Source organism: Exiguobacterium sp. SH1S1 (assembly GCF_004337245.1).
GTDB classification, from domain to species: Bacteria; Bacillota; Bacilli; order Exiguobacteriales; family Exiguobacteriaceae; genus Exiguobacterium; species Exiguobacterium aurantiacum_A.
This window is the reverse complement of the sequence record NZ_SJUZ01000006.1, coordinates 91,999-116,010: the sequence shown is the minus strand read 5'-3', so window position 1 is coordinate 116,010 and position 24,012 is coordinate 91,999. Positions and strand designations below refer to the sequence as shown.

General features: G+C 51.5%; 23 protein-coding genes and 1 tRNA gene. 14 read left to right on the top strand and 10 right to left on the bottom strand.

What is annotated here, in order from left to right:
• Positions 1-52 precede the first annotated feature (52 nt).
• The 8 genes from EVJ23_RS11780 (at position 53) to EVJ23_RS11745 (ending at position 9,522) form a co-directional block, all read left to right on the top strand.
• Positions 53-1,249, top strand: a complete 1,197-nt coding sequence (locus tag EVJ23_RS11780) for a zinc-binding metallopeptidase family protein (RefSeq protein ID WP_131465130.1) — start codon at positions 53-55, stop codon at positions 1,247-1,249.
• 99 nt (positions 1,250-1,348) lie between these two features.
• The gene (locus EVJ23_RS11775; RefSeq protein WP_131465128.1) at positions 1,349-2,257 is read left to right on the top strand and encodes an alpha/beta hydrolase; all 909 of its coding nucleotides are present in this window, start codon (positions 1,349-1,351) and stop codon (positions 2,255-2,257) included.
• A gap of 142 nt (positions 2,258-2,399) precedes the next feature.
• On the top strand, positions 2,400-3,146 hold the full coding sequence (locus EVJ23_RS11770; RefSeq protein WP_070327328.1) for a DeoR/GlpR family DNA-binding transcription regulator: 747 nt from the start codon (positions 2,400-2,402) through the stop codon (positions 3,144-3,146).
• A complete protein-coding gene (gene pfkB, locus EVJ23_RS11765) occupies positions 3,143-4,072 on the top strand; it encodes a 1-phosphofructokinase (protein WP_131465126.1) in 930 nt (309 codons plus the stop codon). Before EVJ23_RS11770 ends, pfkB begins: the two co-directional genes overlap by 4 nt.
• Positions 4,069-5,976 carry a PTS fructose transporter subunit IIABC gene (locus EVJ23_RS11760; protein ID WP_131465124.1) on the top strand — a complete coding sequence of 636 codons (1,908 nt, stop codon included), beginning with the start codon at positions 4,069-4,071 and terminating at the stop codon, positions 5,974-5,976. The genes pfkB and EVJ23_RS11760 overlap by 4 nt, the downstream gene beginning before the upstream one ends.
• A 132-nt stretch (positions 5,977-6,108) precedes the next feature.
• Entirely contained in the window at positions 6,109-6,630 is a 522-nt protein-coding gene (locus EVJ23_RS11755) for a GNAT family N-acetyltransferase (protein WP_131465122.1), read from the top strand.
• A 48-nt stretch (positions 6,631-6,678) separates the two neighbouring features.
• Positions 6,679-7,344, top strand: coding sequence for an alpha/beta family hydrolase (locus tag EVJ23_RS11750; protein ID WP_131465120.1), 666 nt, complete (start codon positions 6,679-6,681; stop codon positions 7,342-7,344).
• Positions 7,345-7,542: 198 nt separating this feature from the next.
• Positions 7,543-9,522, top strand: a complete 1,980-nt coding sequence (locus tag EVJ23_RS11745; RefSeq protein WP_131465118.1) for a methyl-accepting chemotaxis protein — start codon at positions 7,543-7,545, stop codon at positions 9,520-9,522.
• A gap of 63 nt (positions 9,523-9,585) precedes the next feature.
• Here EVJ23_RS11745 and EVJ23_RS11740 read toward each other — a convergent pair whose 3' ends face one another.
• Both EVJ23_RS11740 and cls read right to left on the bottom strand, forming a co-directional pair.
• The gene (locus EVJ23_RS11740) at positions 9,586-10,428 is read right to left on the bottom strand and encodes a sensor domain-containing diguanylate cyclase (RefSeq protein WP_161567030.1); all 843 of its coding nucleotides are present in this window, start codon (positions 10,426-10,428) and stop codon (positions 9,586-9,588) included.
• A gap of 228 nt (positions 10,429-10,656) precedes the next feature.
• The gene (cls, locus tag EVJ23_RS11735) at positions 10,657-12,114 is read right to left on the bottom strand and encodes a cardiolipin synthase (RefSeq protein WP_131465114.1); all 1,458 of its coding nucleotides are present in this window, start codon (positions 12,112-12,114) and stop codon (positions 10,657-10,659) included.
• A gap of 125 nt (positions 12,115-12,239) precedes the next feature.
• On the opposite strand from cls, the gene EVJ23_RS11730 reads away from it, so the two are divergent.
• From EVJ23_RS11730 to EVJ23_RS11720, 3 genes are all read left to right on the top strand, one after another.
• On the top strand, positions 12,240-12,635 hold the full coding sequence (locus EVJ23_RS11730; RefSeq protein ID WP_370252266.1) for an OsmC family protein: 396 nt from the start codon (positions 12,240-12,242) through the stop codon (positions 12,633-12,635).
• Between the two features lie 85 nt (positions 12,636-12,720).
• Entirely contained in the window at positions 12,721-13,209 is a 489-nt protein-coding gene (locus tag EVJ23_RS11725) for a GNAT family N-acetyltransferase (RefSeq protein ID WP_071397441.1), read from the top strand.
• Positions 13,210-13,270: 61 nt separating this feature from the next.
• A complete protein-coding gene (locus EVJ23_RS11720; RefSeq protein ID WP_131465110.1) occupies positions 13,271-14,266 on the top strand; it encodes a Gfo/Idh/MocA family oxidoreductase in 996 nt (331 codons plus the stop codon).
• A 40-nt stretch (positions 14,267-14,306) separates the two neighbouring features.
• On the opposite strand, the gene EVJ23_RS11715 is transcribed toward EVJ23_RS11720, so the two are convergent.
• Complete coding sequence (locus EVJ23_RS11715; RefSeq protein ID WP_131465109.1) at positions 14,307-15,341, bottom strand: PTS sugar transporter subunit IIC; 1,035 nt, start codon at positions 15,339-15,341, stop codon at positions 14,307-14,309.
• Between the two features lie 246 nt (positions 15,342-15,587).
• Between EVJ23_RS11715 and EVJ23_RS11710 the strand changes: the two genes are divergently transcribed.
• On the top strand, positions 15,588-18,251 hold the full coding sequence (locus EVJ23_RS11710) for a cation-transporting P-type ATPase (protein WP_071397444.1): 2,664 nt from the start codon (positions 15,588-15,590) through the stop codon (positions 18,249-18,251).
• Positions 18,252-18,308: 57 nt separating this feature from the next.
• Positions 18,309-18,440, top strand: a complete 132-nt coding sequence (locus tag EVJ23_RS15390) for a hypothetical protein (protein ID WP_016509559.1) — start codon at positions 18,309-18,311, stop codon at positions 18,438-18,440.
• A 71-nt stretch (positions 18,441-18,511) separates the two neighbouring features.
• Here EVJ23_RS15390 and EVJ23_RS11705 read toward each other — a convergent pair whose 3' ends face one another.
• The 3 genes from EVJ23_RS11705 to EVJ23_RS11695 all read right to left on the bottom strand — a co-directional run bounded on the left by EVJ23_RS11705 (position 18,512) and on the right by EVJ23_RS11695 (position 19,948).
• Complete coding sequence (locus EVJ23_RS11705; RefSeq protein WP_070327313.1) at positions 18,512-18,766, bottom strand: hypothetical protein; 255 nt, start codon at positions 18,764-18,766, stop codon at positions 18,512-18,514.
• A gap of 106 nt (positions 18,767-18,872) precedes the next feature.
• Complete coding sequence (locus tag EVJ23_RS11700) at positions 18,873-19,505, bottom strand: hypothetical protein (RefSeq protein WP_016509573.1); 633 nt, start codon at positions 19,503-19,505, stop codon at positions 18,873-18,875.
• An 86-nt stretch (positions 19,506-19,591) separates the two neighbouring features.
• Complete coding sequence (locus EVJ23_RS11695; protein WP_071397445.1) at positions 19,592-19,948, bottom strand: PilZ domain-containing protein; 357 nt, start codon at positions 19,946-19,948, stop codon at positions 19,592-19,594.
• A 147-nt stretch (positions 19,949-20,095) separates the two neighbouring features.
• Here EVJ23_RS11695 and EVJ23_RS11690 point away from each other — a divergent pair, with 147 nt between their 5' ends.
• Positions 20,096-20,356 carry a hypothetical protein gene (locus EVJ23_RS11690; protein ID WP_233589672.1) on the top strand — a complete coding sequence of 87 codons (261 nt, stop codon included), beginning with the start codon at positions 20,096-20,098 and terminating at the stop codon, positions 20,354-20,356.
• A gap of 16 nt (positions 20,357-20,372) precedes the next feature.
• On the opposite strand, the gene EVJ23_RS11685 is transcribed toward EVJ23_RS11690, so the two are convergent.
• The 4 genes from EVJ23_RS11685 to EVJ23_RS11670 form a co-directional block, all read right to left on the bottom strand.
• Entirely contained in the window at positions 20,373-21,068 is a 696-nt protein-coding gene (locus EVJ23_RS11685) for a queuosine precursor transporter (protein ID WP_201739239.1), read from the bottom strand.
• A gap of 146 nt (positions 21,069-21,214) precedes the next feature.
• On the bottom strand, positions 21,215-21,775 hold the full coding sequence (locus EVJ23_RS11680; protein WP_131465107.1) for a hypothetical protein: 561 nt from the start codon (positions 21,773-21,775) through the stop codon (positions 21,215-21,217).
• Positions 21,776-22,115: 340 nt separating this feature from the next.
• Positions 22,116-23,135: an Rv1352/Rv1906c domain-containing protein gene (locus EVJ23_RS11675; RefSeq protein ID WP_131465105.1), complete on the bottom strand. Its 1,020-nt coding sequence runs from the start codon at positions 23,133-23,135 to the stop codon at positions 22,116-22,118.
• Positions 23,136-23,892: 757 nt separating this feature from the next.
• Positions 23,893-23,963: transfer RNA gene (locus tag EVJ23_RS11670), tRNA-Thr, on the bottom strand.
• Positions 23,964-24,012 lie beyond the last annotated feature (49 nt).

Sequence of the window (24,012 nt, the reverse complement as noted above, 5' to 3'; positions counted from 1 at the left end):
TGTTTCTTGATCATTGGTTGAAATTATTACTTAGTTATTGGAGACAACTCGTATGAACATTATGTTTAGCTTACTATCGGTACTATATGTCGTCTTTTTGTACGTCAGTCCGTTCACAAACGCCACCCCGTATGAGACGGCCGAATACTTTGCGTCTTTCGACCGAGACGTTAACAGTTGGGAGAACGTCGAGCTGTTCGAGTCGCTCGGGACCGAGCTCGATCTTGAGATGGACCGTTTCGTCCATTATGCCTCCGTACCGAGCCATTGGACGACGTTGACCATTGAAGACGACGAACGATTCGATGGTGTATCTCATTTCATCTTAGAAGCTGGATTTGACGGTGAAGTGATTCAAACGGATTGGAACGAACCGATTGATGATGTAGAAGGAAAAGTCGTCGTTTTGCCGATGACGGTCAAATCACTCGAGTTTGACAGGAGGGACACGTCGGCTGATCCATATGGAGAGGTCCTCATTGATGATGAGGCGAATCGCCACTTACTCAACCTGTTGGAGGCAGGAGCCGAAGGGTACATTGTCACGCCCGATGAACAAGAAGAGGCTTATTACGGAACCATTTATACTTCGCCACGGACGCGGCTGCCCGGCATCGGCGTCGACGTTGAGACAGCAGATCGTTTGACGGACGGGACGCATGTCTCGGTCGAACCGTTCGTCGACGACGAGGTGCCGTATGTCGAATTTATTCAACCTGGTAAAACAGACGAGGAGATTGTGATCTTGGCTAGGCTTGACGGCACGGGTTACGGGGACCATGCGTTATGGAGCCTTGGTGGTTCATCGATATTGTACGCGCTCATCGAACAAATGGATGGCATTGATACGGATGCAACGATCCGGTATCTCTTCTTGAACGGAAGTGGGGGTGGCTACGAGACCGCCATGGATTATTTAGAAACAGCGAAACAGGCTGAAACTTTGCCGTCTTTAGTACTGTCATTAGATATTCTTGGTACCGGGGAAGATGCACGTTTTGTAAGGACAAAAGGGATGACAAGACTGCCGGTCCTTGAGCAAGGAAGCTGGTCATCACTTGATGTGAAGCCACTCGGGACGTCGTATTTAGATGAATTTCATGCGGAAGGCGTACCGGTCATGTCATTAAGCGATTCATTGACGGCTGAGTTTGATGCTTTAACTGAAGCCGATACAATCGACCGTTTGTCGAACGAGGCGATGGAAGACCACGTCGCTTGGCTAACAGATTGGCTCGCCACACAATGATGTCTTGAACCGTCCCCGTGTGAGGGCGGTTCTTTCTTTTTGACTGAAACACTCGTCCTCTCTCGAATTGTTCGGTATGATGAAAGAGGAGGCGATACAATGGAACGAAACATGAACATTACAAGACATTACGGTGAACTGGCCGGTACGCTTTTATTGCATGACGGGAAGCGAAAGACGGTCGTCATCTTGAGCGGGAGCGGGCCGAGTGACCGGAACGGCAATGTCGGACCTGTCCAGTTCAATACGTATAAAAAACTAGCCGACGCGCTATATGGCATGGGCGTCAACGTATTTCGGTACGACAAACAAGGGATTGGGGAGTCGGATGGTGACTTTAATAAAGTCGGACTCCATGACTTGGTCAACGATGCGATCGAAGTCGTGAAAACGATCCAACGGTTGCCTGAAACAGGCGATGTCTACGTGCTTGGCCATAGCGAAGGGGCGGTCATCGCCCCGGCCGTTCAACTCGAGACAAATGCGTCCGGATTGATCCTACTCGCCGGCTTCAACAACTCGTCGAAACAGATGTTTTTACATCAAGCCGACGCGCTCGCGTCCGAGATCGGGCGCGTGAAAGGGTTGAAAGGGATGTTTTACCGGTTGACCGGCGTCCCGAAAAAAGTCAGACAACGGCAAGACGATCTGCTCGAGCGCTCGCTCCGGACGAACGTCGCTGCGTTCAAATACCGAGGCCAAGTCGTCAACGCCAAATGGATTCGTGAACATGCGTCGTATGACGTCCGGGAACGGCTCGAGCTCGTGCGTGTCCCGCTGCTTGCCATCACCGGTGACCGTGACGTCCAAGTCCCGCCTGAACACGTCCATTCACTGCGGACGAAAGGCGATGTCGACAGCTATATCATTAAAGATATGAACCACCTGCTCGTCGAACGGACGAGCCCGCATTCACTTTTAACGTTGCACAAAGAATATCGTGAGGCGATCGAGGCCCCGCTTCATCCACAGCTGTTACAGAAATTGAACGATTGGTTAATCAAATAGTCAAAAACAGTCGAAAACGGTCAATCAGTGACCGTTTTTTGTGTTATAATTGTGACAATAAGATAAAAAGTGAATGAATTTGAATGTTTTTGATTGTTTTTTGAATGTAAACGCTTTATATTAGAGATACGGAGGGAATACGATGTTAACGAAACAACGACATCAGATGATTTTGCAACGGTTGTCGGAACAAAAGATCGTCAAGCTGAAAGAGTTGGTCGAATGGATGGGGGCGTCAGAGTCGACGATCCGCCGTGATTTGACGGACCTTGAGGCCGAAGGCTACCTTGAACGGGTTCATGGCGGGGCGACGCTCGTCGTTCGCGCTGAAGACGAACCGACGTTCGAGGAAAAACGGGATCGGCACGTCGATGAGAAAGTCGCGATCGCACGGAAGGCCGCGACGTTCATCGAAGACGGGATGTCCGTCTATCTCGATGCCGGGACGACGACACAGGCGATGGTCCCTTACTTGACAGGTAAGAAAGTCATCGTCGTCACGAACAGCCTCCCGATTGCCAACGACTTGTTCGATCTCGATATTAAAACGTTCGTGATCGGCGGCGAGTTGAAACGTTCGACGCAAGCGCTCGTCGGCTACAACGCCCGCGAGAGCATGATGAACTATCGGGTCGATGTCGCTTTTCTCGGTATCAACGGGGTCGACCTAGAAGCGGGCTATACGACGCCTGACCCAGAAGAAGCCCTCGTCAAAAAAACAGCGATTGAACTGGCTCGGGACGCCTACATCTTGGCGGACGATTCAAAATTCGGGAAACGTTCGTTCAGCCGAGTGGCGCCCCTCGAGGCGGCGACACTCATCACGATGAGCGGTGCACCGTACGTCAGTTCAGTCGAAACATTAACAAAGGTGGTGAACGCCCAATGATTTACACGTTAACACTTAACCCATCAATCGATTATTACGTCACATTGCCAGAAGTCGTCTTAGGTGAGGTCAACCGCATCCAAGAGACGACGCAACGGGCCGGAGGAAAAGGTATCAACGTCTCGTTCGTCTTACGTGAGTTTAACGCCGATACGGTCGCCCTAGGATTCATCGGCGGAACGACAGGTGAATTTATTAAGAAAGCGTTGACGGACAAGGGTGTCGAGACCGATTTCATCGAAGTCGATGGCGAGACCCGAATCAACGTCAAGATCCGGGCGAAAGAAGAGACGGAATTGAACGCGAGTGGTCCTGTCATCTCGGACACGGAACTTGAACAGTTGACAGCACAGTTCGAACACGTCCAAGCAGGTGATATCGTCGTCTTGGCCGGAAGCATCCCTAGCAATCTGCCGAGCACACTTTACCGAACGCTCGCTGAGAAAGTTCGAGCGAACGGAGCCGACTTCGTCGTCGATACGACAAAAGAAGCGATGCTCGAAGTGCTCTCGCTCGAACCACTCATGATCAAACCGAACCATCACGAGCTTGGTGAACTGTTTGACGTCAACATCGAGACGTTTGACCAGGCGCTCCCTTACGCTGAACAGTTAGTCGAGCGTGGCGCCAAAAACGTCATCGTCTCGTTCGCAGGAGACGGCGCGATGCTCGTCAACGGTTCAGGCGCCTATACGGCGAACACGCCGAGCGGGAAACTTGTCAATTCGGTCGGATCGGGCGATTCACTCGTCGCCGGTTTTGTCGCCAACATTTTAGACCATGACGCAACCAAGGCGTTCCGCTATGCGGTCACGACCGGCAGTGCATCTGCTTATACGTTTGGCCTCTGTACGAAACAAGACGTGGACCGCTTGGTCGGCGAAGTCGACGTCACCCCACTATCACGATTGGAGGAAACAACATGAACATCACGGACCTACTCAAAAAGGACACGATCCAACTGAATCTCCGCAGTCGTTCAAAAGCGGACGTCATCGAAGAGCTCGTCGACGTGCTCGACCGGGCCGGTAAGCTATCGGACCGGAACGGTTATCGCGACGCCATCTTGGCCCGCGAAGCGCAAAGCACGACCGGACTCGGTGAAGGGATTGCCATCCCGCACGCGAAGACGAAAGCTGTCAAAGCACCCGCAATCGCCTTTGGTCGCTCGAGCGGGATCGACTATGAAGCGCTTGATGGTCAAGACAGCCGCTTGTTCTTTATGATCGCTGCAGGCGAACACGCCAACAACGAACACTTGGAAACACTCTCGAAATTATCAGTCTTCCTGATGGATCCAAAATTCCAGGAACGTCTCTATGCGGCAACGTCTGAAGACGATGTCATTCGCGCGATCGAAGAGAAAGAAGCGGCGGAAGCGGCACCGGTTGCTGAAAAAACGGTCAAAAAGGATGCACCTTATATCCTTGCCGTCACAGCTTGTCCGACTGGAATCGCACACACGTATATGGCAGCAGACAGCCTGAAACAAAAAGCAGAAGCGATGGGTGTCGACATCAAGGTCGAGACGAACGGTTCGACTGGCGTCAAAAACGAATTGACGGCAGCGGATATCGCCAAAGCGACAGCAATCATCGTCGCGGCCGATAAAGCCGTCGACATGGAGCGGTTCGCAGGGAAACACGTGATCGAAGTACCGGTCGCGCAAGGCATCCGCAAACCGGAAGAGTTGATCAACCGGGCTGTGAAACAAGATGCACCGGTTTACCGTTCGACAGGGACGTCAGGCGCTCCTAAAGAACAGCGCACCGGCATTTACAAACACTTGATGAGCGGGGTATCAGCCATGCTGCCACTCGTCGTCGCCGGTGGTCTGTTGATTGCCCTCAGCTTCTTCTGGGGCATCAACTCGGCAAACCCAGATGACCCGTCTTACAATGAATTTGCGGCTCAGCTCATGACGATCGGTGGCGCGGCGTTCGGTTTCCTCGTCCCAATCCTTGCCGGTTTCATCGCGATGTCGATCGCCGATCGTCCGGGTCTCGCACCTGGTCTTGTCGCCGGTGTGCTCGCGAGCGAAGGGAATGCCGGATTCCTCGGTGGACTCATAGCCGGTTTCTTAGCTGGTTACGTCGTCCTGTTCTTGAAAAAAGCACTCGCGAAATTGCCAGCGACGCTTGAAGGAATTAAACCAGTCCTCCTGTATCCGTTGCTCGGCTCGTTCATCTCAGGGATGATCATGCTACTTGTCGTCAACGAACCGATCGCAGCGTTCATGACATGGTTGATGGATACGCTCAACAGCATGAGTGGTGCTAACGCCATCTTGCTCGGTGTCATCGTCGGTGGGATGATGGCCGTCGATATGGGCGGTCCGATCAACAAAACGGCATACGTGTTCGGTACGGCGGCACTCACAGCCGGAAACCAAGAAGTCATGGCGGCCGTCATGGCAGGTGGCATGGTGCCACCGCTTCTCGTCGCGCTCGCGTCAACCGTGTTCGCTCGTCAGAAGTTCTCGAAACAAGAACGTGAAGCTGGTAAGACGGCGTACATCATGGGCGCCTCGTTCATCACAGAAGCGGCCATCCCGTTCGCTGCGGCCGACCCGATCCGGGTGTTGCCGTCAGCGATCCTCGGGTCAGCACTCGCCGGTGGATTATCTGCCTTCTTCGCGATTCAATTGCCGGCGCCGCACGGTGGGATCTTCGTCTTCCCATTACTTGAAGGAGCTGGAAACGTCGCGATGAGCATGGGTCTCTACGCACTTGCGATTCTCGTAGGGGCACTCGTCGGAGCACTCCTCCTCTCGTTCTTGAAAAAACCGCTTACGACAGCGACGGCAGAGCCAACGCGTGATGTCGCTTAACAAACTCGACCGTAGGGATTCCTACGGTCGTTTTTTGTCAAATGATTGTCAGTCGTTTCTGGAAGAAGTGTGATTTCGATTCGGTGATTTGTGGTAAACTACTTGTAAAACTTAGGGTAGGAGGGGGTACGGATGCAAATACGGAAAGCTGAGCCGAAAGACGCTTACGGGATCGCGCGCGTCAGGGTCAACGGTTGGCGAACGACTTATCGGGGGATCGTTCCGACCGAGTTTTTATTAAAGCTTTCTTCTGGGTCGATCGAGTGGTCGGAAAAAGTCCGGAGTGCCCTTTCCAACCGCGAAGTCAGCGGATTCGTCGCCATAGTCGATGAGGAAATCGTTGGTTTCGTATTGTATGGGGACGAGCGGACGGGGGACTATCCGGACCATCCGAACGAGATTTACGCGATTTACATTTTAGAAAACCATCAACGGAACGGAATCGGCTCACTCTTACTCGAACGCGCGGTCCAAACGATGTCTAGCCGTGGACTACTCATTTGGGCGCTCGAGCTGAACCCGCATCGGGCGTTTTATGAACAGCGCCAAGGACGAGTCGTCGATGCGAAAGAGCGTTTGTTCGGCGAACTTGCGTTGCGCGAAGTCGCCTATGGTTGGACGGAAGCGAACTATGATGCAATTGTTGGAGCTTGAGACGCGGCCTATCGGGCCGCGTCTATTTCATTAATAAGGAGGCAGTTTATGATTCAAGTAGTAACGAGTACAGTGACAGGAATTGGCGGAATCGAAATCCCGTATTCGCTGATGCAACATGAGACGACTTCTTCTCAGCTTGCCATTTTATTGCCCGGTTTTCGCTATTCGACCGATGCCCCGATGTTTCATTTTTCGACGAGCTTGTTGCTCGAGCGCTCCGTTGATGTATTGGAGATTAACTATGAATATTATCGCGAGCAATACGATGAAATCGAAGACATCGGCGAGATTGTTAGACAGGATGTGGCCACGGTTGTCGACCACGTGTTGTCAAATCATACATATGAGCAATTTTATTTGATCGGCAAGTCGCTCGGCACGATTGCGATGGTCACGGAATTGAAAAGACCGATTTTCCAGGATGCGTTTGCTATCTGGCTAACGCCACTCATTCAACGAGATGATGTCAGGGAGACTATCGTTTCGTCTGAGACACCTCGCCTCGTCGTCATCGGGGACCGTGACCACTGTTATACGGAGAGCCGTTACAAAGAAATTTCAGACGTTCCTTTGCTGACGTCGGTTCTGCTTCCTGATGTGAACCACAGCCTAGAACGTGAGCACGATACGTTGGGCTCGCTTGCCGTCCTCACACAAGTGATCGATGCCATCAATCAGTTTCTACCAGACAATGCAACGGATGACGATTAAGCCGCGGTTAACCCATTGACAGGACCGTCTGTTCGCTTGATGTGAACAGACGGTTTTCTGTATATAATGAAAAGGTTTTCAATTGACAAGAATAGAAAAACGGTAATGATTTTTTGTCTAGGTCATCAAAAAGACCCGAATTCTAGCCGATACATAGGTTAACGTAGCGAGAGTTATTCTCGGGAATAGGGGTTATTTATGAAACGGACGAAACAACGAACCATCAGCATTAAACAAAAGTTGATCACGATGTCATTGCTCTTATTATTGATTCCATCGTTATTGATCGGCTTTGTCGCTTACTATCAGGCGAAACAAAAAATTACGGATCAAATCATGCAGTCGGCACACGCGGGTGTGGAGCGGATGAATGACGAGATCACGAATCTGATTGAACCGATTGAGCGCGACGTCGCCTTTTTTGCGGGGCGGATCGATGAGTCGCTCTACGAAGAAGGAGAAGACAACCTTGGGTTAGAGGAGAAGTTCGTCGAATATTTGGCGACCCATCCGAAAGTGACGAACATCTATTATGCGTCCACTGAAGGCACGATGACGATCTATCCGGTCCAAACGATGCCGGACGACTATGATCCCCGGACGCGTCCGTGGTACGAAGCGGCAGATGGTGCCAAAGGAAACGTCGTCATCACCGACCCTTACGTCGATGCGGCCTCGAACAAGATGATGGTCACGTTATCGCAGACAACGGATGACGGTCGTGGCGTCATCGCGGTCGACGTCGACGTTGATGATATCGCCGAAGTCGCGACTAGCATTCAAATCGGGAAAGAAGGCTACGTCACGATCCTTGATGCGAACCAGCAGTTCGTGACCCATCCGACGTTAGCAGCAGGCGAGAAGGGGTCGGGCGATTGGGTCGAATCGCTTTATGATGGCAAAGATGGCAGCTTTTCATATGTGTTCGAAAATGAAGACAAACAGATGGACTTCATGACGAACGACTTGACGGGTTGGAAAGTGGCCGGAACGCTGTATGATGACGAGATCACAGAAGAGACGATTGGTATTCTTTGGACGACCGTGGGCGTGATTGCTGCGATGAGTCTTTTGGCCTCAATCATCTTATACTTCATCTTACGCTCAATCATTCGACCGTTGAACCGTTTGACGACGGGCGCGGAACGGATTCAGGCGGGAGATTTGACGGAAGAAATCATCATCGATTCGAACGATGAGATCGGCCGGGTCGCTGAAAGTTTCAACGGCATGACGGCGTCACTCCGTTCGATCATCATCAACCTCGATCAATCGATTGGACAAGTCGCCGCATCGTCGCAAGAACTGATGGCCAACTCGGCGCAAAATACAGCATCTTCTGAGCAGATTGCCGGTGCGGTCCAGCAGATGGCGGCCGGCGCCGACGATTCGAAACGTCAGCTCGACGACAACGCCGTCTCGCTCCAAGCAATCACGGCAGGCATCATGCGCATCGCTGAAAGCTCGACGGACGTATCGGAACTGTCTCGCGAGACGGCGATCGAAGCGGAAGACGGGACAGCTGCCGTCACCCATAACGTGACGCAAATGAAAGCGATCGACACATCGGTCGAGACGTTCGGCGCAGTCATCGAGTCACTCGCAAAGCGTTCGAACGAGATTGGAAACATTGTCGATGTGATCAACGGGATCGCGACGCAGACGAACTTACTCGCTTTGAACGCGGCGATTGAAGCTGCCCGCGCCGGTGAGAATGGGAAAGGGTTTGCCGTCGTCGCGAGTGAAGTCCGGAAGCTAGCCGAACAGTCACAGGACTCGACGAAGCAAATTTCGCAGTTGATTGAGAACATCAAGCAAGAGACGGAGCGGTCTGTCACGTTGATGAAAGAAGTGTCGGCCCATACGAAAGCGGGTCTTGAGACGACCGAGAACACGGCGGAGCGCTTCAAGAAGATTATGTTACGGACGCAGGAGATGACGCCACGGATCGAGGACGTGACGGCCACTGTCGAAGAGATCGCGGCGAACGTCGAAGAAGTTTCAGCATCAGCGACGCAAATCGCTCACATCGCCGACGAGAATTCGAACGCCTCGAGACAAGTCGCGGCAACGACAGAAGACCAGCTCGGTTCGATGGAGGAAGTCTCGCAATCCGCGAAAGCACTCGCCGATATGGCGGAGGAGTTGCAAGAACTCGTATCACGATTCAATGTATAAACGAAAGGCAGAGCGGATCCGCTCTGCCTTTTTGGTACACTTCGATTCTTCATAGAGTTCATATCATCGTTTGCTCGACACTTGGTTGCGGCCTGAGTTTTTTGCCACGTACAGCGCCTCGTCCGCGTCTTGAAGCGCTTGTTCGACGGTCTTTCCGCCATCAAGCGAACTGACGCCGAACGAACATGTGACGTGCGGGACCGGACCGAACGGTTCGTCGTTGATCTTTTGACGTAACTTGTCGGCCAACTGGATGCCATCAGTAAGTGTCGACTGCGGGGCGACGATTAAAAACTCCTCGCCGCCCCAGCGACCGATCGAATCGGTCTTCCTTATATTGCGGCGGAGCAATTGAGCGATCGAACGTAACACGAGATCGCCGGTCGGGTGACCGAACGTGTCGTTGACGAGCTTGAAGTAGTCGATATCGAGCATGATGACGGCGGCAGGTGCTTTCGTATCGACCGTATCTTGGACAGCCGAGGTCAGGACGTCGCCGACTTTTTTACGGTTGAATAACTCGGTCAACGGGTCGAGTGACGACAGATGCTCCATCCGTTCTTCATAACGTCGCTGTTCGGTCATGTCTTCGATGACGCCGACCCCGCCGTCGATTCGGCCGTCAGCCTGAAAGCTGGGCGACATCGTCGTCCGGACGAAACGGGGATGTCGATTCGGAGGGGTATACCAACCGGCTAAACGGACGGTCTCGCCTGCCAATACACGGGCGACGGCACCGTATAAGTCAAACGTTGAGGTCGTGCACTGTTCAAACGTCGAGCTTGTCATCGGGACGACCCCGAGTAAGTCGACGAATGAATCGTTGTAACTGATGATGCGTCCGAACGTATCGAATGCAAAGAGACCGATCGGTAACTGGTCCCACGAGGAAGGATCGGGTTTCATGGTGTGGGTGTCTTGGTGAATTCGTTCTTGATCAGCCATAGAATGACATATGCGCGAACGCATACTTCCTCCTTTCTTTAACGAAACGAGAGTTTAGGACGTTCGTACTGATACTTTATACCCTTATTTGGAAGAATATTAGCTAAAACATGATAAAAATAAGCTGAAATCTAGAATCTGTCGGCTGATGGACATAAAAAAGAGACCGCTGGCGCGATCTCACAACAGTCATAAGATTGGGCTGAGCAACCGTGACACACCTTCGCGCATCCGGACGCTCCACTTCCGGACCGCATAGTCGTCGACCGTATAGCGCCGACTGACGGCGACGTCCGACTCGAACAACGAGGCGAGCTCAAGAGCGACCCGCTCATCGTAGATGATGGCGTTCACTTCGAAGTTCAAGCGGAAGCTGCGGGCGTCCAAATTCGTCGTGCCGACGGTCGAAATTTCGTCATCGACGACGAGCGTCTTCGCGTGCAGGAAGCCTTCATCGTACATATAGACGTTCGCCCCGTAATCGAGCAGCTCACCGAGGAACGACAGTGACGCCCACATGACGAACGGATGGTCCGGTTTTCCAGGGATCATGATGTCCATCTCGACACCGGAGAGGAGCGCCATCTTGCAGGCGTCCATGAAGCTCGTATCTGGGATGAAGTAAGGCGTTTGGATGATGACTCGCTGCTTGGCCGACGCGATCATTTTGATCATCATATTTTTCAAGTGCTCGGTGTCCGAGTTCGGTCCGCTCGTCACGATCTGCATCGGTGACTGCTCTTTAATATCGTGGCGCGCGAAGCAGAACGAGTTTTCAGGGTCGTGATGCTTGCTCCCCGAAAAGTTCCAGTCCAAGATGAACCGGTGCTGCAGGTGATAGACGACGTCCCCCTCGACCCGGAGATGGGTGTCGCGCCAGTAACCGAACTTCTCGACGAGGCCGAGATACTCGGTACCGACGTTGAAGCCGCCGACGTAGCCGATCTTGCCATCGATGATGACGACTTTCCGGTGGTTCCGGTTGTTCAACTTGAAGTTGATCAAGCCGAGCGTCGGCGGGAAAAAGACACGGACTTCGCCGTTATGCGCGATCAACTCCTTGAAGTCTGAATCGCGGAGGCTGCGCGATCCGACCGCGTCATACAACAGCCGGACTTTGACGCCCGCTTTGGCGCGCTCGATCAGTTCGTGGATCAAGGCCTTCCCGAGGGCATCACGTTGGATGATGTAATACTGGATGTTGATCTCGGTCTCGGCGCTACGGATATCGTCCATCAGCGCCTTGAACTTCTGTTCCCCGTCATGCATGATGGTCGACTTGTTGTGGACGCTGATGAGTGACTTCGATGAGCGCAAGTTCATCTCGAGCAACTGCTCGTACTTCTCAAATAGCGGTTGGGCGAGCATCGTCTCTTTACGGTGAATCTGCTCGATTTGACTCTCGACTTGCAACGAATGAAATGAGCGTTCCTCAACACTCAAATTAAAGAAGTTATCTTTTTTCAGCTGTCTACCGAGGAACAAGTAGATGATAAATCCGAGGATCGGTAGGAAAAACAAGACGAGCAGCCAGGCCCAGGTGGCACCGACATCGCGGCGTTCCGCGAAGATAACGGCTAAAGCGAACAATAAATTTAACCCGAGGACGATATACAGCCCCCAACTGATCATGACCGACCACTCCATGCGACCCACTCCTAAACGACAAATTGTGCAACTAGCTTTATAATACCTCAATCGAGGGAATAGTATGCTAGTGAAAAAATAAGGGGGAGACTGAGATGAACTTGAAAGTGGATTGGCAACAAGGGATGGCGTTTCAAACAACGACTCCTTCCGGTCATAGCGTGACGCTCGATGCGGCGCCGGATGTCGGGGGATTGGATACGGGGCCACGGCCGACCGAGATGTTGCTGCACGCCACGGCGGCCTGTACGGGCATCGATATCGTTTCGATTTTGCACAAGATGCGCCTGCCGCTCGAACGGTTCGGGATGGAAGTCGACGCGGTGCGGGCGACCGAGCACCCGATGCGGTTCACGACGATCCATATTTTATATGTACTCGAAGGGGAGATGCCGGAGGAACGGGTCCGCCGTGCCATCGAACTGTCCGTCGACCGCTATTGCTCGGTATCGCATAGCTTGAACGCGACTTTGACGTATAGTTATCAATTGAACGGGGGCGACGTCATCCCGTTCCGATGACATCGCTCAGGCAAGATGGTTGAAATCGGTCAAACGTCTCCGTTATATTGGTATTTCAAATACTGCATAAATAAAGGAGGACGTTATGATTCGACTCGCGACGAAACGCGATGCTAAACACATCGCGCACCTAATCGAACAACGAGCCGTAGCGCTTAATGAAACAGGAAGTGACCAGTGGACGGAATATTTGGAGCTAGATTTGTTAGAACGCGTGCGAACCGACATTGCGACGGGAAGTGTGTACGTGTATGAACAACATGGCTTTGTCTTGGCCTCGATCGCCTTGCTTCCTCCGGATGAATGGGATCACAATTTATGGGAAGATGGCGAGCGCGGTCAATACATCCATCGCATCGTCGTCAGTGAGCAATTGAAAGGCCGTGGCGTCGGTCAACAGCTGATGCAACATGTACTCCGCGAAGCCGATGGTAACGAGCCGATCCGTCTCGACTGTGTCGCCGACAACGAGTTTTTGAACGAGTATTATCCACGTTTTGGTTTCGTTTACGTCGATTCACGTAACGGATACAACACGTTTGAATATGGTTTGGATGAAAGTGTCAGTGCGTGAGGGGTCAATGTACCCCTTTTTTTGTTACAATGAATCATGAAGAAACAAAGGAGGAATAGATATGATCAACACTATATTGGTCGGTTTCGGCTTCTCGGCAACGACGTTCCACCTGCCATTTTTGACGACGCTCGAGGAATTCAACATCACTGGGGTCGTCTCCTCTAGACCGGATGACGTCCGTGCCGTGCTCCCTGATGTGGACGTATACGCGACGCTCGAAGAAGCGATCGCGACCGATGCGACGCTGTTCGTGATCACGACACCGTCGAACTTACATAAAGACATGGTAACGACGTGTCTCGACGCAAACAAAGACGTTCTCGTCGAGAAGCCTGCGTTCCTAACGTCTGAGGAAGGGGAATCCCTCATCGCCCTCGAGAAGACGCGTGACGGGATCGTCAACGTGTTCCACAACCGACGCATGGACGGAGATTTCTTGACGGTGGCGTCACTGCTCGAATCAAACCGAATCGGAGACTGGAAAGTGTATGAATCACGCTTTGACCGGTTCCGTCCGCATGTCCGGGACAGATGGCGTGAGAACGCAGGTCCTGGGTCTGGTATTTTGTTCGACCTCGGCAGTCATTTGATCGATCAGGCGCTCGTGTTGTTCGGCGAACCGGACCACGTCTCAGCAGACGTCATGGTCCAACGAGACGGCGGACAGTCCGACGACGGCTTCAACGTGACGCTACACTACGGTGAGAAGCGCGTCTATTTACGATCGAACCCGTTCGTCGCCGTTGAAGCGCCTCGCTTTGAAGTCCACGGTACGGCAGGCAGCTTTATGAAATACGGTCTCGACCCGCAAGAGGCCGCGCTCCGAGACGGCACGATCGAAGCGGGTGTCAGTGAGACGGGGACGCTCGTTGTAAATGAGCCGCAAACGATTGAAATCGAGCCGGGGCGTTATTTGGCATTTTATCGCCAGCTCGCTGACAGTTATTCGACGAGACGGCCGGTCGTTCCCCTCGAGGACGCTTTGTTGACGACGCGTGTGATCGAACTTGCACGGCAATCGTCTCGAACGCAAACAACATTATCGTTTGAATAACGAAAAAGCAGGAAGTCCGCGAATTGGACTTCCTGCTTTTTCATGCGGCTTCCTCTTCCGGATTTGCCATCTTTTCCGTATGTCGAACGATCGGGAAATTGCTGAACAGTTTGCTGCCGATGAGACCGGCGATGATGCCGACGGCGAACACGATGGTTGCCGTCACCGTCACCGTCTGCCAGTCATTAAAGCCATACATGACGAGCAGTCCCGGGATACCGGCGGCAGACCCAGGTGCGTTGTTCACCATTCCGGTCATCGCGACGATGAGTCCGGCGATGGCACCACCGACAAAGTTGACGCTATAGATTGGGATCGGATTCGCCGAGATGAGGTCGGCTTGTGTGAGCGGTTCGATCGCGACCGAAAGTTGGTCTTTCTTCGAGCCGATGTTCAATCGCTTAAAGAGTAAATAGTTCATCGAAATCGACGCCGTCAAGGCGAGGGCCGCGATTGCCATCGGGACACCGGTCAGACCGAGCATCGCCGTGAGCGCCATCGAACTGAGCGGTGATGTCGAGACGACCGTGACGATTCCGCCAAGGACGAGTCCCATCACAATCGGATTTTGCGTCGCTGCGAGCTCGATGACCGCTCCGATTTGAGCGAGCGTGTTCGAGACGAGCGGATCGACACCGATGGCGACGAGACGGGCGAGCGGTGCCATGACGATGACGTAAAAGATCATGTCGACACCGGCCGGAAGGTGACGGTCGAGCTTGCCGCCGAGTAAGGCGAGGACGTACCCTGCGAAAAAGCCGGGGAGAATCCCGAAGCCTGACACGGACAAACCGAGCATCAACGCGTAGACCGGGTTGATGCCGAGCGCAATCGCGACAAGTGCCGCTGCCGCAGGTCCCGACAGCGCACCGGCAGCTTGGCCGACTTCTTCATATAAAGGGAGCGGCAGTAACCCACCGATCGCGTAGGCGTTGAACGCTTCGACGAGGAAGCTCGCGATTGCGGCGCCGGCGAGTGCTCCCATCGCTTTCATCCCGAACGGTGCTTTGTAACTGAATAACGTGAACAAGGCGAGAATCAACAGCAACAGGGCGATCCCTTGAATAATGACCATACGTGTACCTCTTTCTCTCTGTTTTATTTTCTCTATAGTTAACCATTCAGACCGTTATGTAAAGCCATTTCATCCATCTGACACGACTTTTTTGGATGGGAGCGTTTTCAAATGGAAAACGAGACAAATGTGAACGGTTTTTTTGAAAAAGTTGTGAAAATGTGTCGTCTGATGTGTCAGGAAGCCGTGGAGTGGGAACATAAAAGAGATAGATTTTCATATAGGATCGACCAAGGAGGAGTAGAGATGCAAATGGAGAACAAAAATTGGCACGCACTCGAACCGGAAGAGGTGAGGAGTAGTCTTGAGACAGACGTAGACAACGGGCTGTCGAAGCAAGAAGTGTCGAGTCGGCAAGAACAGTTCGGGAAGAACGTTCTGCCGGAAAAGGAAAAGACACCTGAAATCATAAAATTTTTGAGACAGTTCAATGACATTCTTGTGTACGTCCTGATCGGTGCGGCCGTCGTCACTGGCTTTTTAGGTGAGTATATCGATACGATTGTCATCGCGCTCGTCGTCACGATCATTGCTGTCGTCGGATACTTGCAAGAAAACAAGGCTGAACAGGCGCTTGAAGGGATTAAAAAACTGCTCGAGACGAAAGCAAGCGTCATCCGAGACGGCAAGCAGATTCAAATCGAATCGAGCGAACTCGTCGTTGGAGACCTTTTGGTGCTCGCCGCCGGTGACAAAGTGCCGGCCGATGCGCGAGTCATTCTAGCCGAGAAGTTCAAAGTCGAAGAATCGGCTTTGACAGGTGAAGCGACGACGGTCGAGAAGAAAATTCAAGTCGTGGCGGAAGATGCTGTCCTCGGTGACCGGAAAAACATGATTTATTCAGGAACGAGTATAGCGACGGGCAGCGCGAAAGCGATCGTCACGTCGATCGGTGAAGGGACGGAGCTCGGTCAAATCAACGCATCGATCGCTGAAGTCGAGACGGTGAAGACACCGCTCATCCGTCAGACGACGAAATTCGGTCAAACGGTCTCGATTGCGATCCTTGTGATCTCGGTCATCATTTACGCGTTCGGCTACTTTGTACGTGATTTCGATCCAATCGAACTGATGCTGACAACGATCGGGTTAGCGGTCGCAGCGATTCCGGAAGGTCTCCCTGCCGTCATCTCGATTATTCTCGCACTTGGTGTTCGTAACATGGCCGAGAAGAAAGCGATCGTTCGTAGTCTACCGTCCGTCGAGACGTTAGGGGCGGTCTCTGTCATCTGTACCGATAAGACAGGTACGCTGACGAAAAACGAGATGACCGTCAAGCAAGTCGTCACGGCGAAGCACGATATCGAAGTGTCAGGCGGCGGATACGCTCCAGATGGTGACCTCGAACAAAACGGTCAACCGTTCGACCTCGATGACGACGAGTCGATGATCGATCTGCTCACGGTCGGGAAGACGTGTAATGATGCCCAATTGTATGAAGAAAACGGCGAATGGGTCATCAATGGCGACCCGACAGAAGCTTGCTTGCTCACGCTCGCCGAAAAAGCGGAGCGACCGATTGAACGGCTGAAAGTCATCTCGAAAATCCCGTTCGATTCGGAGTATAAGTACATGGCGACGCTCGTCGACTATAAAGATGAGCGGATGATCTTCATCAAAGGGGCGCCAGACCGCCTGTTCGATATGGCTGAAGATACGGAATTTGACCGCACCTATTGGGATGAGAAACGTAAAGAGATCGCCGACCGCGGACAACGTGTCCTCGGTGGCGGATTCAAACGGGTCGATCGCTCGAAAGAGACGGTCGACCATGAGGACGTCCAATCCGGTATCACGTTCCTTGGTTTGTACGGAATCGTCGATCCACCACGTCCAGAGGCGATTGAAGCCGTCGCGGCGTGCCGTGACGCCGGTATCCGCATCAAGATGATCACGGGTGACCATAAAGACACAGCCGTCGCCATCGCCCGTGAACTCGGCATGGAAGTCGAAGGCGCACTTGAAGGGAAAGAATTGACGAACATGTCGGACGAGGAGATCAAAGAAGCGTCGGTTCATAACGATGTGTTCGCCCGGACGAGCCCAAATGATAAGCTGCGTCTCGTCAAAGGATTGCAGCAAAACGGGCTCATCACATCGATGACCGGTGACGGTGTCAACGATGCCCCGGCCTTGAAACGGGCCGACATCGGTGTCGCGATGGGTATCAAAGGGACCGAAGTCGCAAAAGAGGCGTCGCAGATGGTCCTCGTCGACGACAACTTCAAAACGATTTACAACGCGGTGCGTGAAGGCCGCCGTGTATACGACAACTTGAAGAAGACGATCTTGTTCTTGCTCCCGACGAACGGTGGACAAGCGCTCCTCGTCGCGATGAGCATCTTGCTCGGTGCCGCGGCACCGCTCAGCCCGGTCCAAATCCTTTGGGTCAACATGGTCGTTGCCATCACGCTGTCGCTCGCGATCGCCTTCGAACCGCTCGAAGAGAGCACGATGAAACGTCCGCCGCGTCCGGCGAACGTCCCGCTGTTGAGTCGCTATTACGTGTTTCGGATCATCTTCGTCTCGATCTTGATCGGGGGAGGCAGCTTGATCATCAACTACATGTTAGCCGACTTTGATTTCTCGACTGCGAAGCTGCAGACGATCACACTCAATACGATCGTCATGGCCCAGTTGTTCCACTTGTATAACTGTCGGACCGAACTCGCTCCGGCGTTTAACCGCCACTTTTTCGATAACAAGATTGCGTTTATCGTATCGGCACTATTGATTGCACTTCAACTGTTCATCACGTACGTGCCGTTTATGCACACGTTGTTCGGGACAGCGGCACTTGATTTGAATGATTGGATCTATCCGGTCGTCTTCGGTGCCATCGTCTTCGTCATCGTCGAGATTGAAAAAGCGATCTCACGTCGTGTCATCGGCAATAAAGACATACACTGATGTTTCGACTCTTGATCGATGTGGAATTAATCCACTATGACAGAGGAGGGATGCTCAATGAAACGTGACGAATCGCAACCTGGGGTTCACCCAGACCCGATGCCAGACGATGAGTCTGATCCGGCGAAAAAACCGGCTCCGACGCAACATCCAGATCCAGACCCGGAAGAAGATAACGAGGAGTCATAACGCACGTCGATGACTCGAACGATAAAAAGGCGACTTTCCCGATTAAATGGGAAAGTCGCCTTTGCTGTGGGTCACTTTTTCGGTGCGACCACACGATACTCGTTCATTTTATCAAACTCTTTTTCATTGAAGTATTCGACGACGACGAAGTCACCAACCGGGCATTCCCACCGGTCTTTCGCGACTTGGCACTCTTTGAGCGTCACTTTCTCGTCGAACATGTCGAGCTCTAACGTATCTTTGAGGAATTGTTCAGCCTGTTTGTCGGCGATTTTGAAATACTCGCTTAGGATGACGTCTTCTCCCTTGTCGTTCGTGTGTGTCATTACTTTAAAAAATCTCATTGGATTTGACCCTTCTTTCTCTAGATAAACTCTCGCTCTAGTATAAAGGAAAGAGTAGGTTTTGGGAAACCCACTCTCAAGTACAACATCAAACCACTTTCGGCCGTCGCGGCGGCGCCTCGTTGAACGGTTGCTTATGACGAATGATGAGCCAAAACAATAGACCGAATAACGGGATGTACGGGAGCGGCCACAAGCTCATCTTATAGCGCTTCGCATCTCGGGTCATCAATGTCATTTGGACGAAGGCGAGCAAAAAGAAATCGACCGTCATCGTGCGGACGAATTGATTCTGTTCGACGTATGACCAATACTGTGCGACATTCCCAGTCATCGCGGCAGCGATGAATAAACCGATCGTGACGAGGAGCAACACGACCCCGAGCAGTCTCGTCGGCAACGGCTTGATTGGCGTCGGGTAGGGCGACTGCCGTGCGAACGCGAGATACGGAGCGATGATGAATCCTCCGACGACGAAACCGGTTGCTGCCGGTAGGAGTGGATTCGGCCGCAGTTGGTTCACTTCCGACCAAAGCAGCGGGAACAGCGCGAGCGGGTAGACGCCTAGCACGCTAAAGAGGGATAAAGAATATCCTTCATAGGCATCGGTATTGTACGTCAGGAAGTCGAGCAAGAACCGGCTCGAGAACGGGGTGTTGGGACCAAGTAGCGCGATCGCGATCGCGGCGGCCCAAGGAATCAATAAAAATTTTCTAGTCATGGCTACACCTCTAATCTGTCTCTGTTGTCATTAGTATACCCTGTTATCGGACGAACAAAAAATGAGAAGTGTCTGACGACACGTTCTCATTGGTTCTCTCTTGCATAAGCTTTGATCATCGTCACGAGCTGTTGGGCTTCTTCTGAATTCGCTTCAAGACGGATCCCGTAATCGTACATGCTTCCTATTTGACTGCGGTGACGGACGTGACCAGTCAACTCGATTGACTGGATGAGCGGGACGAGGTCGAGCACGACCTGAACTTTCAGCCCTTCCGACAGCGGGAACAAGTAGTCGCAGCGCAACTTCAAGCCGTGGGCACTAATGTTGAGCAGCATGCCTTCACCGTCATGCAACTCCTTATCTTCCCATACGAGGCGGTAGGGGATGAAACGGGGGTTCGGTAAAATGTAGCGGAACGTTTCTTGTCGGCGATAACGCATCGGTTCACCTCATTTCTCTTCTAGATTATCGGTTCGATTCCACCATTTTTGAAGCGTTGGACTGCCAAATTTTCGGGAAGCACGGTTTACAGAATCGTAAGCGCTTTCTATAATGAGGATAAAGGTTTGGTTTAAGGAGGGGATCGCGTGAACGTGTCTGATTTACTCCGACGTTACTCGATTGACGAACCAATCATCTATGTGAAGAACCTGCACGGGCAGTGGGTCAAGCTCGAACATCTGCCGCCCTACACCATACTTGAGGTCGAGACGACGGACGAGACCATCGAAGCGCTCGCTATCGACGCTTACATGGCGCTCACTGTTTGTCGGGAGACGTCGTCACTCGAAGATGCGCGGCCTTACGCGGTGCGTCTGCAAATTCGAGAAAAAACCGCAACCCGTTGAGGTTGCGGTTTTTTATTTAGGCTGCTTTTTCCGTCTCGTCGTCTTGTGGTTCGGTCCGTTTCGCATAATACATGAACGGCGTGGCCATCCAAGCGATGATGAACTTCGCGACATACGTCGTGACGAAGATGTTCCACCAGATATCCCATTCCATTCCCCAAAAGGCGATCGTACAGAACGTGAGCGTATCGATCAACTGTGAGACGACCGTCGATCCAGTCGTCCGGAGCCACAGTTTCTTCTCGCCAGTTTTCGCCCGAATCTTCGAATAGATGAAGACGTCGAACAGTTGCGAGACGAGGTACGCCGCGAGACTGCCGAGCGTAATGAGCGGGAGCATCGAGAACAACGCCTTGAAGCTCTCATGCATGTAGAGCGCTTCTTCGAACGGTGCGTAAAGCAAGGCGAACTGCATGAGTACCGTCGAGACGATCAAGATGAAGAAGCCGAGCCAGACGCCTTTGCGGGCGGCGTGACGGCCATGTTTCTCGTTCAAGATGTCTGTCGCTAAATAAAGGGAACCGTAGACGATGTTCCCGAGTGTGAAGATGAAACCACCAATCACAATCTGCTGCGTCACTTGGATGTTGGCGACGACCGAGGCCATCGCGATCCAGGCGTACAGTCCGACCCGTCCGAACAGTTTATAGCTGAGGACGAGCAGACCGAGCGTGAGCAGGGCAGAAGGGATCCATAACCATTCATTCAGCATCTGTCATGCTCCTTCCGAAAAATCATTCAATTCAACTTTTCAAGTTTATAGAGGAACCGGAGACGTGTCAAGACAGTTTCCATGACTGTAAGAAAAAAGCCCTCACCCGAGTTTGGATGAGAGCAGCCTATGTAGTTGATATAATGTCACACACCACTTAGATAAATAGCGATGCCTTTTATGGTCGATGACATGCTATTCAATTGGGTCCGGGCTTCTTCCCAAAATGACCAATCGTCAGCTTCTAAAAAATGCGTCAACGCCTCACTCACGGATGTGAATTCGTTCAATACGTTGGTCAGTCCTTCACGGTCGATTCCTGATACGTCAGATGACACAAGGTGGTCAAGCGCCGGAAGAATTTCATCAATATCGGCACGGATTGATTCAAGCTCTTCCCGGTTACTGTCGATTTGAGTAGAGATTTCTTCGAGCGGACGGTCTTCACAAGACGTCCCACAGGCGAAGGTGGATTGCTCGGATTGACGCAGCGCACCGAGCGTATCACTGCTCAATGACTGGAGATAGCCTAAAAATATCGAGACTTCTTTTTCGGTCGGGACAGGTTCAGAGAAGGGTTGCGTCTCGGATACATCGATTACGACATTTTCATTCCTTTGGGCTGAGTCAGACGCACGATCTGTCGTCTGTTCAGAACAGGCGGCCAATAAGGTGACGGCAGCAAGTAAGATGGGGATATGTTTCATATCTAGTCTCCTTTATATATGTATTTACCCATTATACCATTTATTGGGATATTCAAATGAGCTAGAGACCATAAAAAGCACTTTCTCAAGGGTTTGAGAAAGTGCTTTTTATGGTCCATGACACGGAATTCGTTTGATGCCTCCGACGAGAATCGAACTCGTGCTGCAGCATTACCATTTCTATTTTGGGAAAACATAGGGACGGAACGAAATCGAACGATACGTCAACCACGCTGATTCTAGTGAAATCGCTGTAAGAATTTGGTGAACAAAATTGTGAATCCACCTGTGCATTCGAGGTAAGTGTGCACAAAATTGTGCACGAAATCAGTAGTTTTACTTAGCGTGGGACTGTGTATACTTCGGTTGCATACATCTTTTCTATCAAAAGATTTGCTTCTTCCATCTTGTCCCAAGCTTCTTGCCATGTTGCCCAATCGTTATGGGTCATAAGGAGGGAGATATACTCACTCATCCGTTCCATGTCCTTGACGAGTATGTCGCGCTCTTCGAAGTCGATATTCGGCGAACTGCCTTCCGGGATATCTTTCAGTGAGCGGGCGAAGTCGTAAAGGGTGTGGTCTAACTCGAAAACTTCTTGATTCATTGGTTCAAGCTGAAGTCCCCAATCGCTACCTGGCACGTCAGGACATACTTTGCCGCATACCCGACTCATTGAGGAAGCGTCTCGCATGGTGGCAATGCCATTTTCGAGCGTGAGACCGATCGCTGTGAAGAAGTCGGCTTCGGCTTGTGTGCTGGCAAATGGATAAGGTATGTCGGATTCTGTAGATTTTTCTACAGGCGCCTCTTCATCAACTTTTGTCTCTGGATCTGATTTGATTGAGGATGACTGTGCAACGAGAGTAAACGTCGCGCGAGTCACGCTCAAATACTCGCCAGATTGTACTTCCACGTACTCCGTACCGTCAAATAACGAGTTCGAGAGGATGCCGCCGTCCGACGACATATCGTCCTTCACCTCGTAATAGCCGCGATAGTCCGACTCGACGGCCGCAAGCTTGTACTCGCCCGCTGGGATGTCGGCACCCACCTTATATGTTCCCGGTCCATACACGCCCTCTGGCAACGTCTCGCCACTCGTATCGGCGACGACTGGGCCTTGTTGTGAGGCGGGACTTTTCGGAACGTTCGGTTCGAAGTAGAACAGCGCGAACATCAAGATGACCGAGGCGGCGAGCGTCAGGTCGATTCTCCGCGTGGTCCGCTTATATTTGTTCTTTCTTTCAACGGTGTCCATATACTCGTTCTTGCGTTTCCTGAAGTCATGCCGGGCGATGCCGGCGATCACTCCCGCGATGAGGACGACACCCATCAGTCCATTGAATAGATTTTCCATCATCTAAACTCCTTTCGAATCATCACGTATATTGTAGCACCTATACTACATATACCCATATTTGTTAAATGAAGTATCTAATTGTAATTAGACACCAATATGTAATTTTAATGGCGGTTTCGAAATAATAATGTTGTCTATTTTCGGAAGCAGCCGAAAGTGGATCGAGAAATCGGTTATAATATCACTTGAAAGGTGGGGGGAATATGAAAAATATATCAGCAGTGATTTTATTGTGTTGCTCTTTATGGATGACAATTTATTTGTATGGAGAATATGCTATTAGTTCTGTTAAATTTAATCCTTCTTTAGTAACATTCCCAGTAGCACTTTTTATATTGTCTATCATATTCTTTTTCACTTCTAAAGAAAGCTATCAAGCTAAAGAAAACAAATTGAATGACTAGTTAAGAGTTTAGAAAAGATTAGAGAATGCATCAAATGAGCAAATAAGCGTCCTTAGGGGCGTTTTTTGTCGTCTGTCAAAGTTACATTCATGGCTACAATTCAATACGTGACATCGCATTACAAAGAGGTCACGTATAAGCAAATAATAATGTCGTTCCAGAAACAGACGGCCGATACGTTTTGGATGTTGATGGACGAACATTCTGTCAGGGATATCTGATTCATTCGACATCAATCGGAATCGTTCGACAAACGCCAAGTGTGCACAAACTGTCCACGGATAAATAAAAGGCACCTCCTGCAAGATACAGGAAGTGCCGTGAACCGCTTGGTTGAGCGGGATATTTGATGCCTCCGACGAGAATCGAACTCGTGCTGCAGCATTACCATTGCTGAGGTCTGCCACTAACCTACAGAGGCGTTACAACTAGTATGTTACACAGTCTCGATTGAAAATTCAAGCTTTTTT

Excerpts from the sequence above, each read along its gene's own strand:
- EVJ23_RS11685 (WP_201739239.1), bottom strand. The coding sequence starts at position 21,068 with ATGCTGAATGAATGGTTATGGATCCCTTCTGCCCTGCTCACGCTCGGT.
- pfkB (WP_131465126.1), top strand. The coding sequence starts at position 3,143 with ATGATTTACACGTTAACACTTAACCCATCAATCGATTATTACGTCACA.
- EVJ23_RS11760 (WP_131465124.1), top strand. The coding sequence starts at position 4,069 with ATGAACATCACGGACCTACTCAAAAAGGACACGATCCAACTGAATCTC.
- EVJ23_RS11740 (WP_161567030.1), bottom strand. The coding sequence starts at position 10,428 with ATGAAACCCGATCCTTCCTCGTGGGACCAGTTACCGATCGGTCTCTTT.
- EVJ23_RS11770 (WP_070327328.1), top strand. The coding sequence starts at position 2,400 with ATGTTAACGAAACAACGACATCAGATGATTTTGCAACGGTTGTCGGAA.
- EVJ23_RS11780 (WP_131465130.1), top strand. The coding sequence starts at position 53 with ATGAACATTATGTTTAGCTTACTATCGGTACTATATGTCGTCTTTTTG.
- EVJ23_RS11700 (WP_016509573.1), bottom strand. The coding sequence starts at position 19,505 with ATGACTAGAAAATTTTTATTGATTCCTTGGGCCGCCGCGATCGCGATC.
- EVJ23_RS11775 (WP_131465128.1), top strand. The coding sequence starts at position 1,349 with ATGGAACGAAACATGAACATTACAAGACATTACGGTGAACTGGCCGGT.
- EVJ23_RS11675 (WP_131465105.1), bottom strand. The coding sequence starts at position 23,135 with ATGGAAAATCTATTCAATGGACTGATGGGTGTCGTCCTCATCGCGGGA.
- EVJ23_RS11730 (WP_370252266.1), top strand. The coding sequence starts at position 12,240 with ATGGCGTTTCAAACAACGACTCCTTCCGGTCATAGCGTGACGCTCGAT.
- EVJ23_RS11745 (WP_131465118.1), top strand. The coding sequence starts at position 7,543 with ATGAAACGGACGAAACAACGAACCATCAGCATTAAACAAAAGTTGATC.
- EVJ23_RS11715 (WP_131465109.1), bottom strand. The coding sequence starts at position 15,341 with ATGGTCATTATTCAAGGGATCGCCCTGTTGCTGTTGATTCTCGCCTTG.
- EVJ23_RS11680 (WP_131465107.1), bottom strand. The coding sequence starts at position 21,775 with ATGAAACATATCCCCATCTTACTTGCTGCCGTCACCTTATTGGCCGCC.
- EVJ23_RS11750 (WP_131465120.1), top strand. The coding sequence starts at position 6,679 with ATGATTCAAGTAGTAACGAGTACAGTGACAGGAATTGGCGGAATCGAA.
- EVJ23_RS11710 (WP_071397444.1), top strand. The coding sequence starts at position 15,588 with ATGCAAATGGAGAACAAAAATTGGCACGCACTCGAACCGGAAGAGGTG.
- EVJ23_RS11695 (WP_071397445.1), bottom strand. The coding sequence starts at position 19,948 with ATGCGTTATCGCCGACAAGAAACGTTCCGCTACATTTTACCGAACCCC.
- EVJ23_RS11705 (WP_070327313.1), bottom strand. The coding sequence starts at position 18,766 with ATGACACACACGAACGACAAGGGAGAAGACGTCATCCTAAGCGAGTAT.
- EVJ23_RS15390 (WP_016509559.1), top strand. The coding sequence starts at position 18,309 with ATGAAACGTGACGAATCGCAACCTGGGGTTCACCCAGACCCGATGCCA.
- EVJ23_RS11755 (WP_131465122.1), top strand. The coding sequence starts at position 6,109 with ATGCAAATACGGAAAGCTGAGCCGAAAGACGCTTACGGGATCGCGCGC.
- EVJ23_RS11725 (WP_071397441.1), top strand. The coding sequence starts at position 12,721 with ATGATTCGACTCGCGACGAAACGCGATGCTAAACACATCGCGCACCTA.
- EVJ23_RS11720 (WP_131465110.1), top strand. The coding sequence starts at position 13,271 with ATGATCAACACTATATTGGTCGGTTTCGGCTTCTCGGCAACGACGTTC.
- cls (WP_131465114.1), bottom strand. The coding sequence starts at position 12,114 with ATGGAGTGGTCGGTCATGATCAGTTGGGGGCTGTATATCGTCCTCGGG.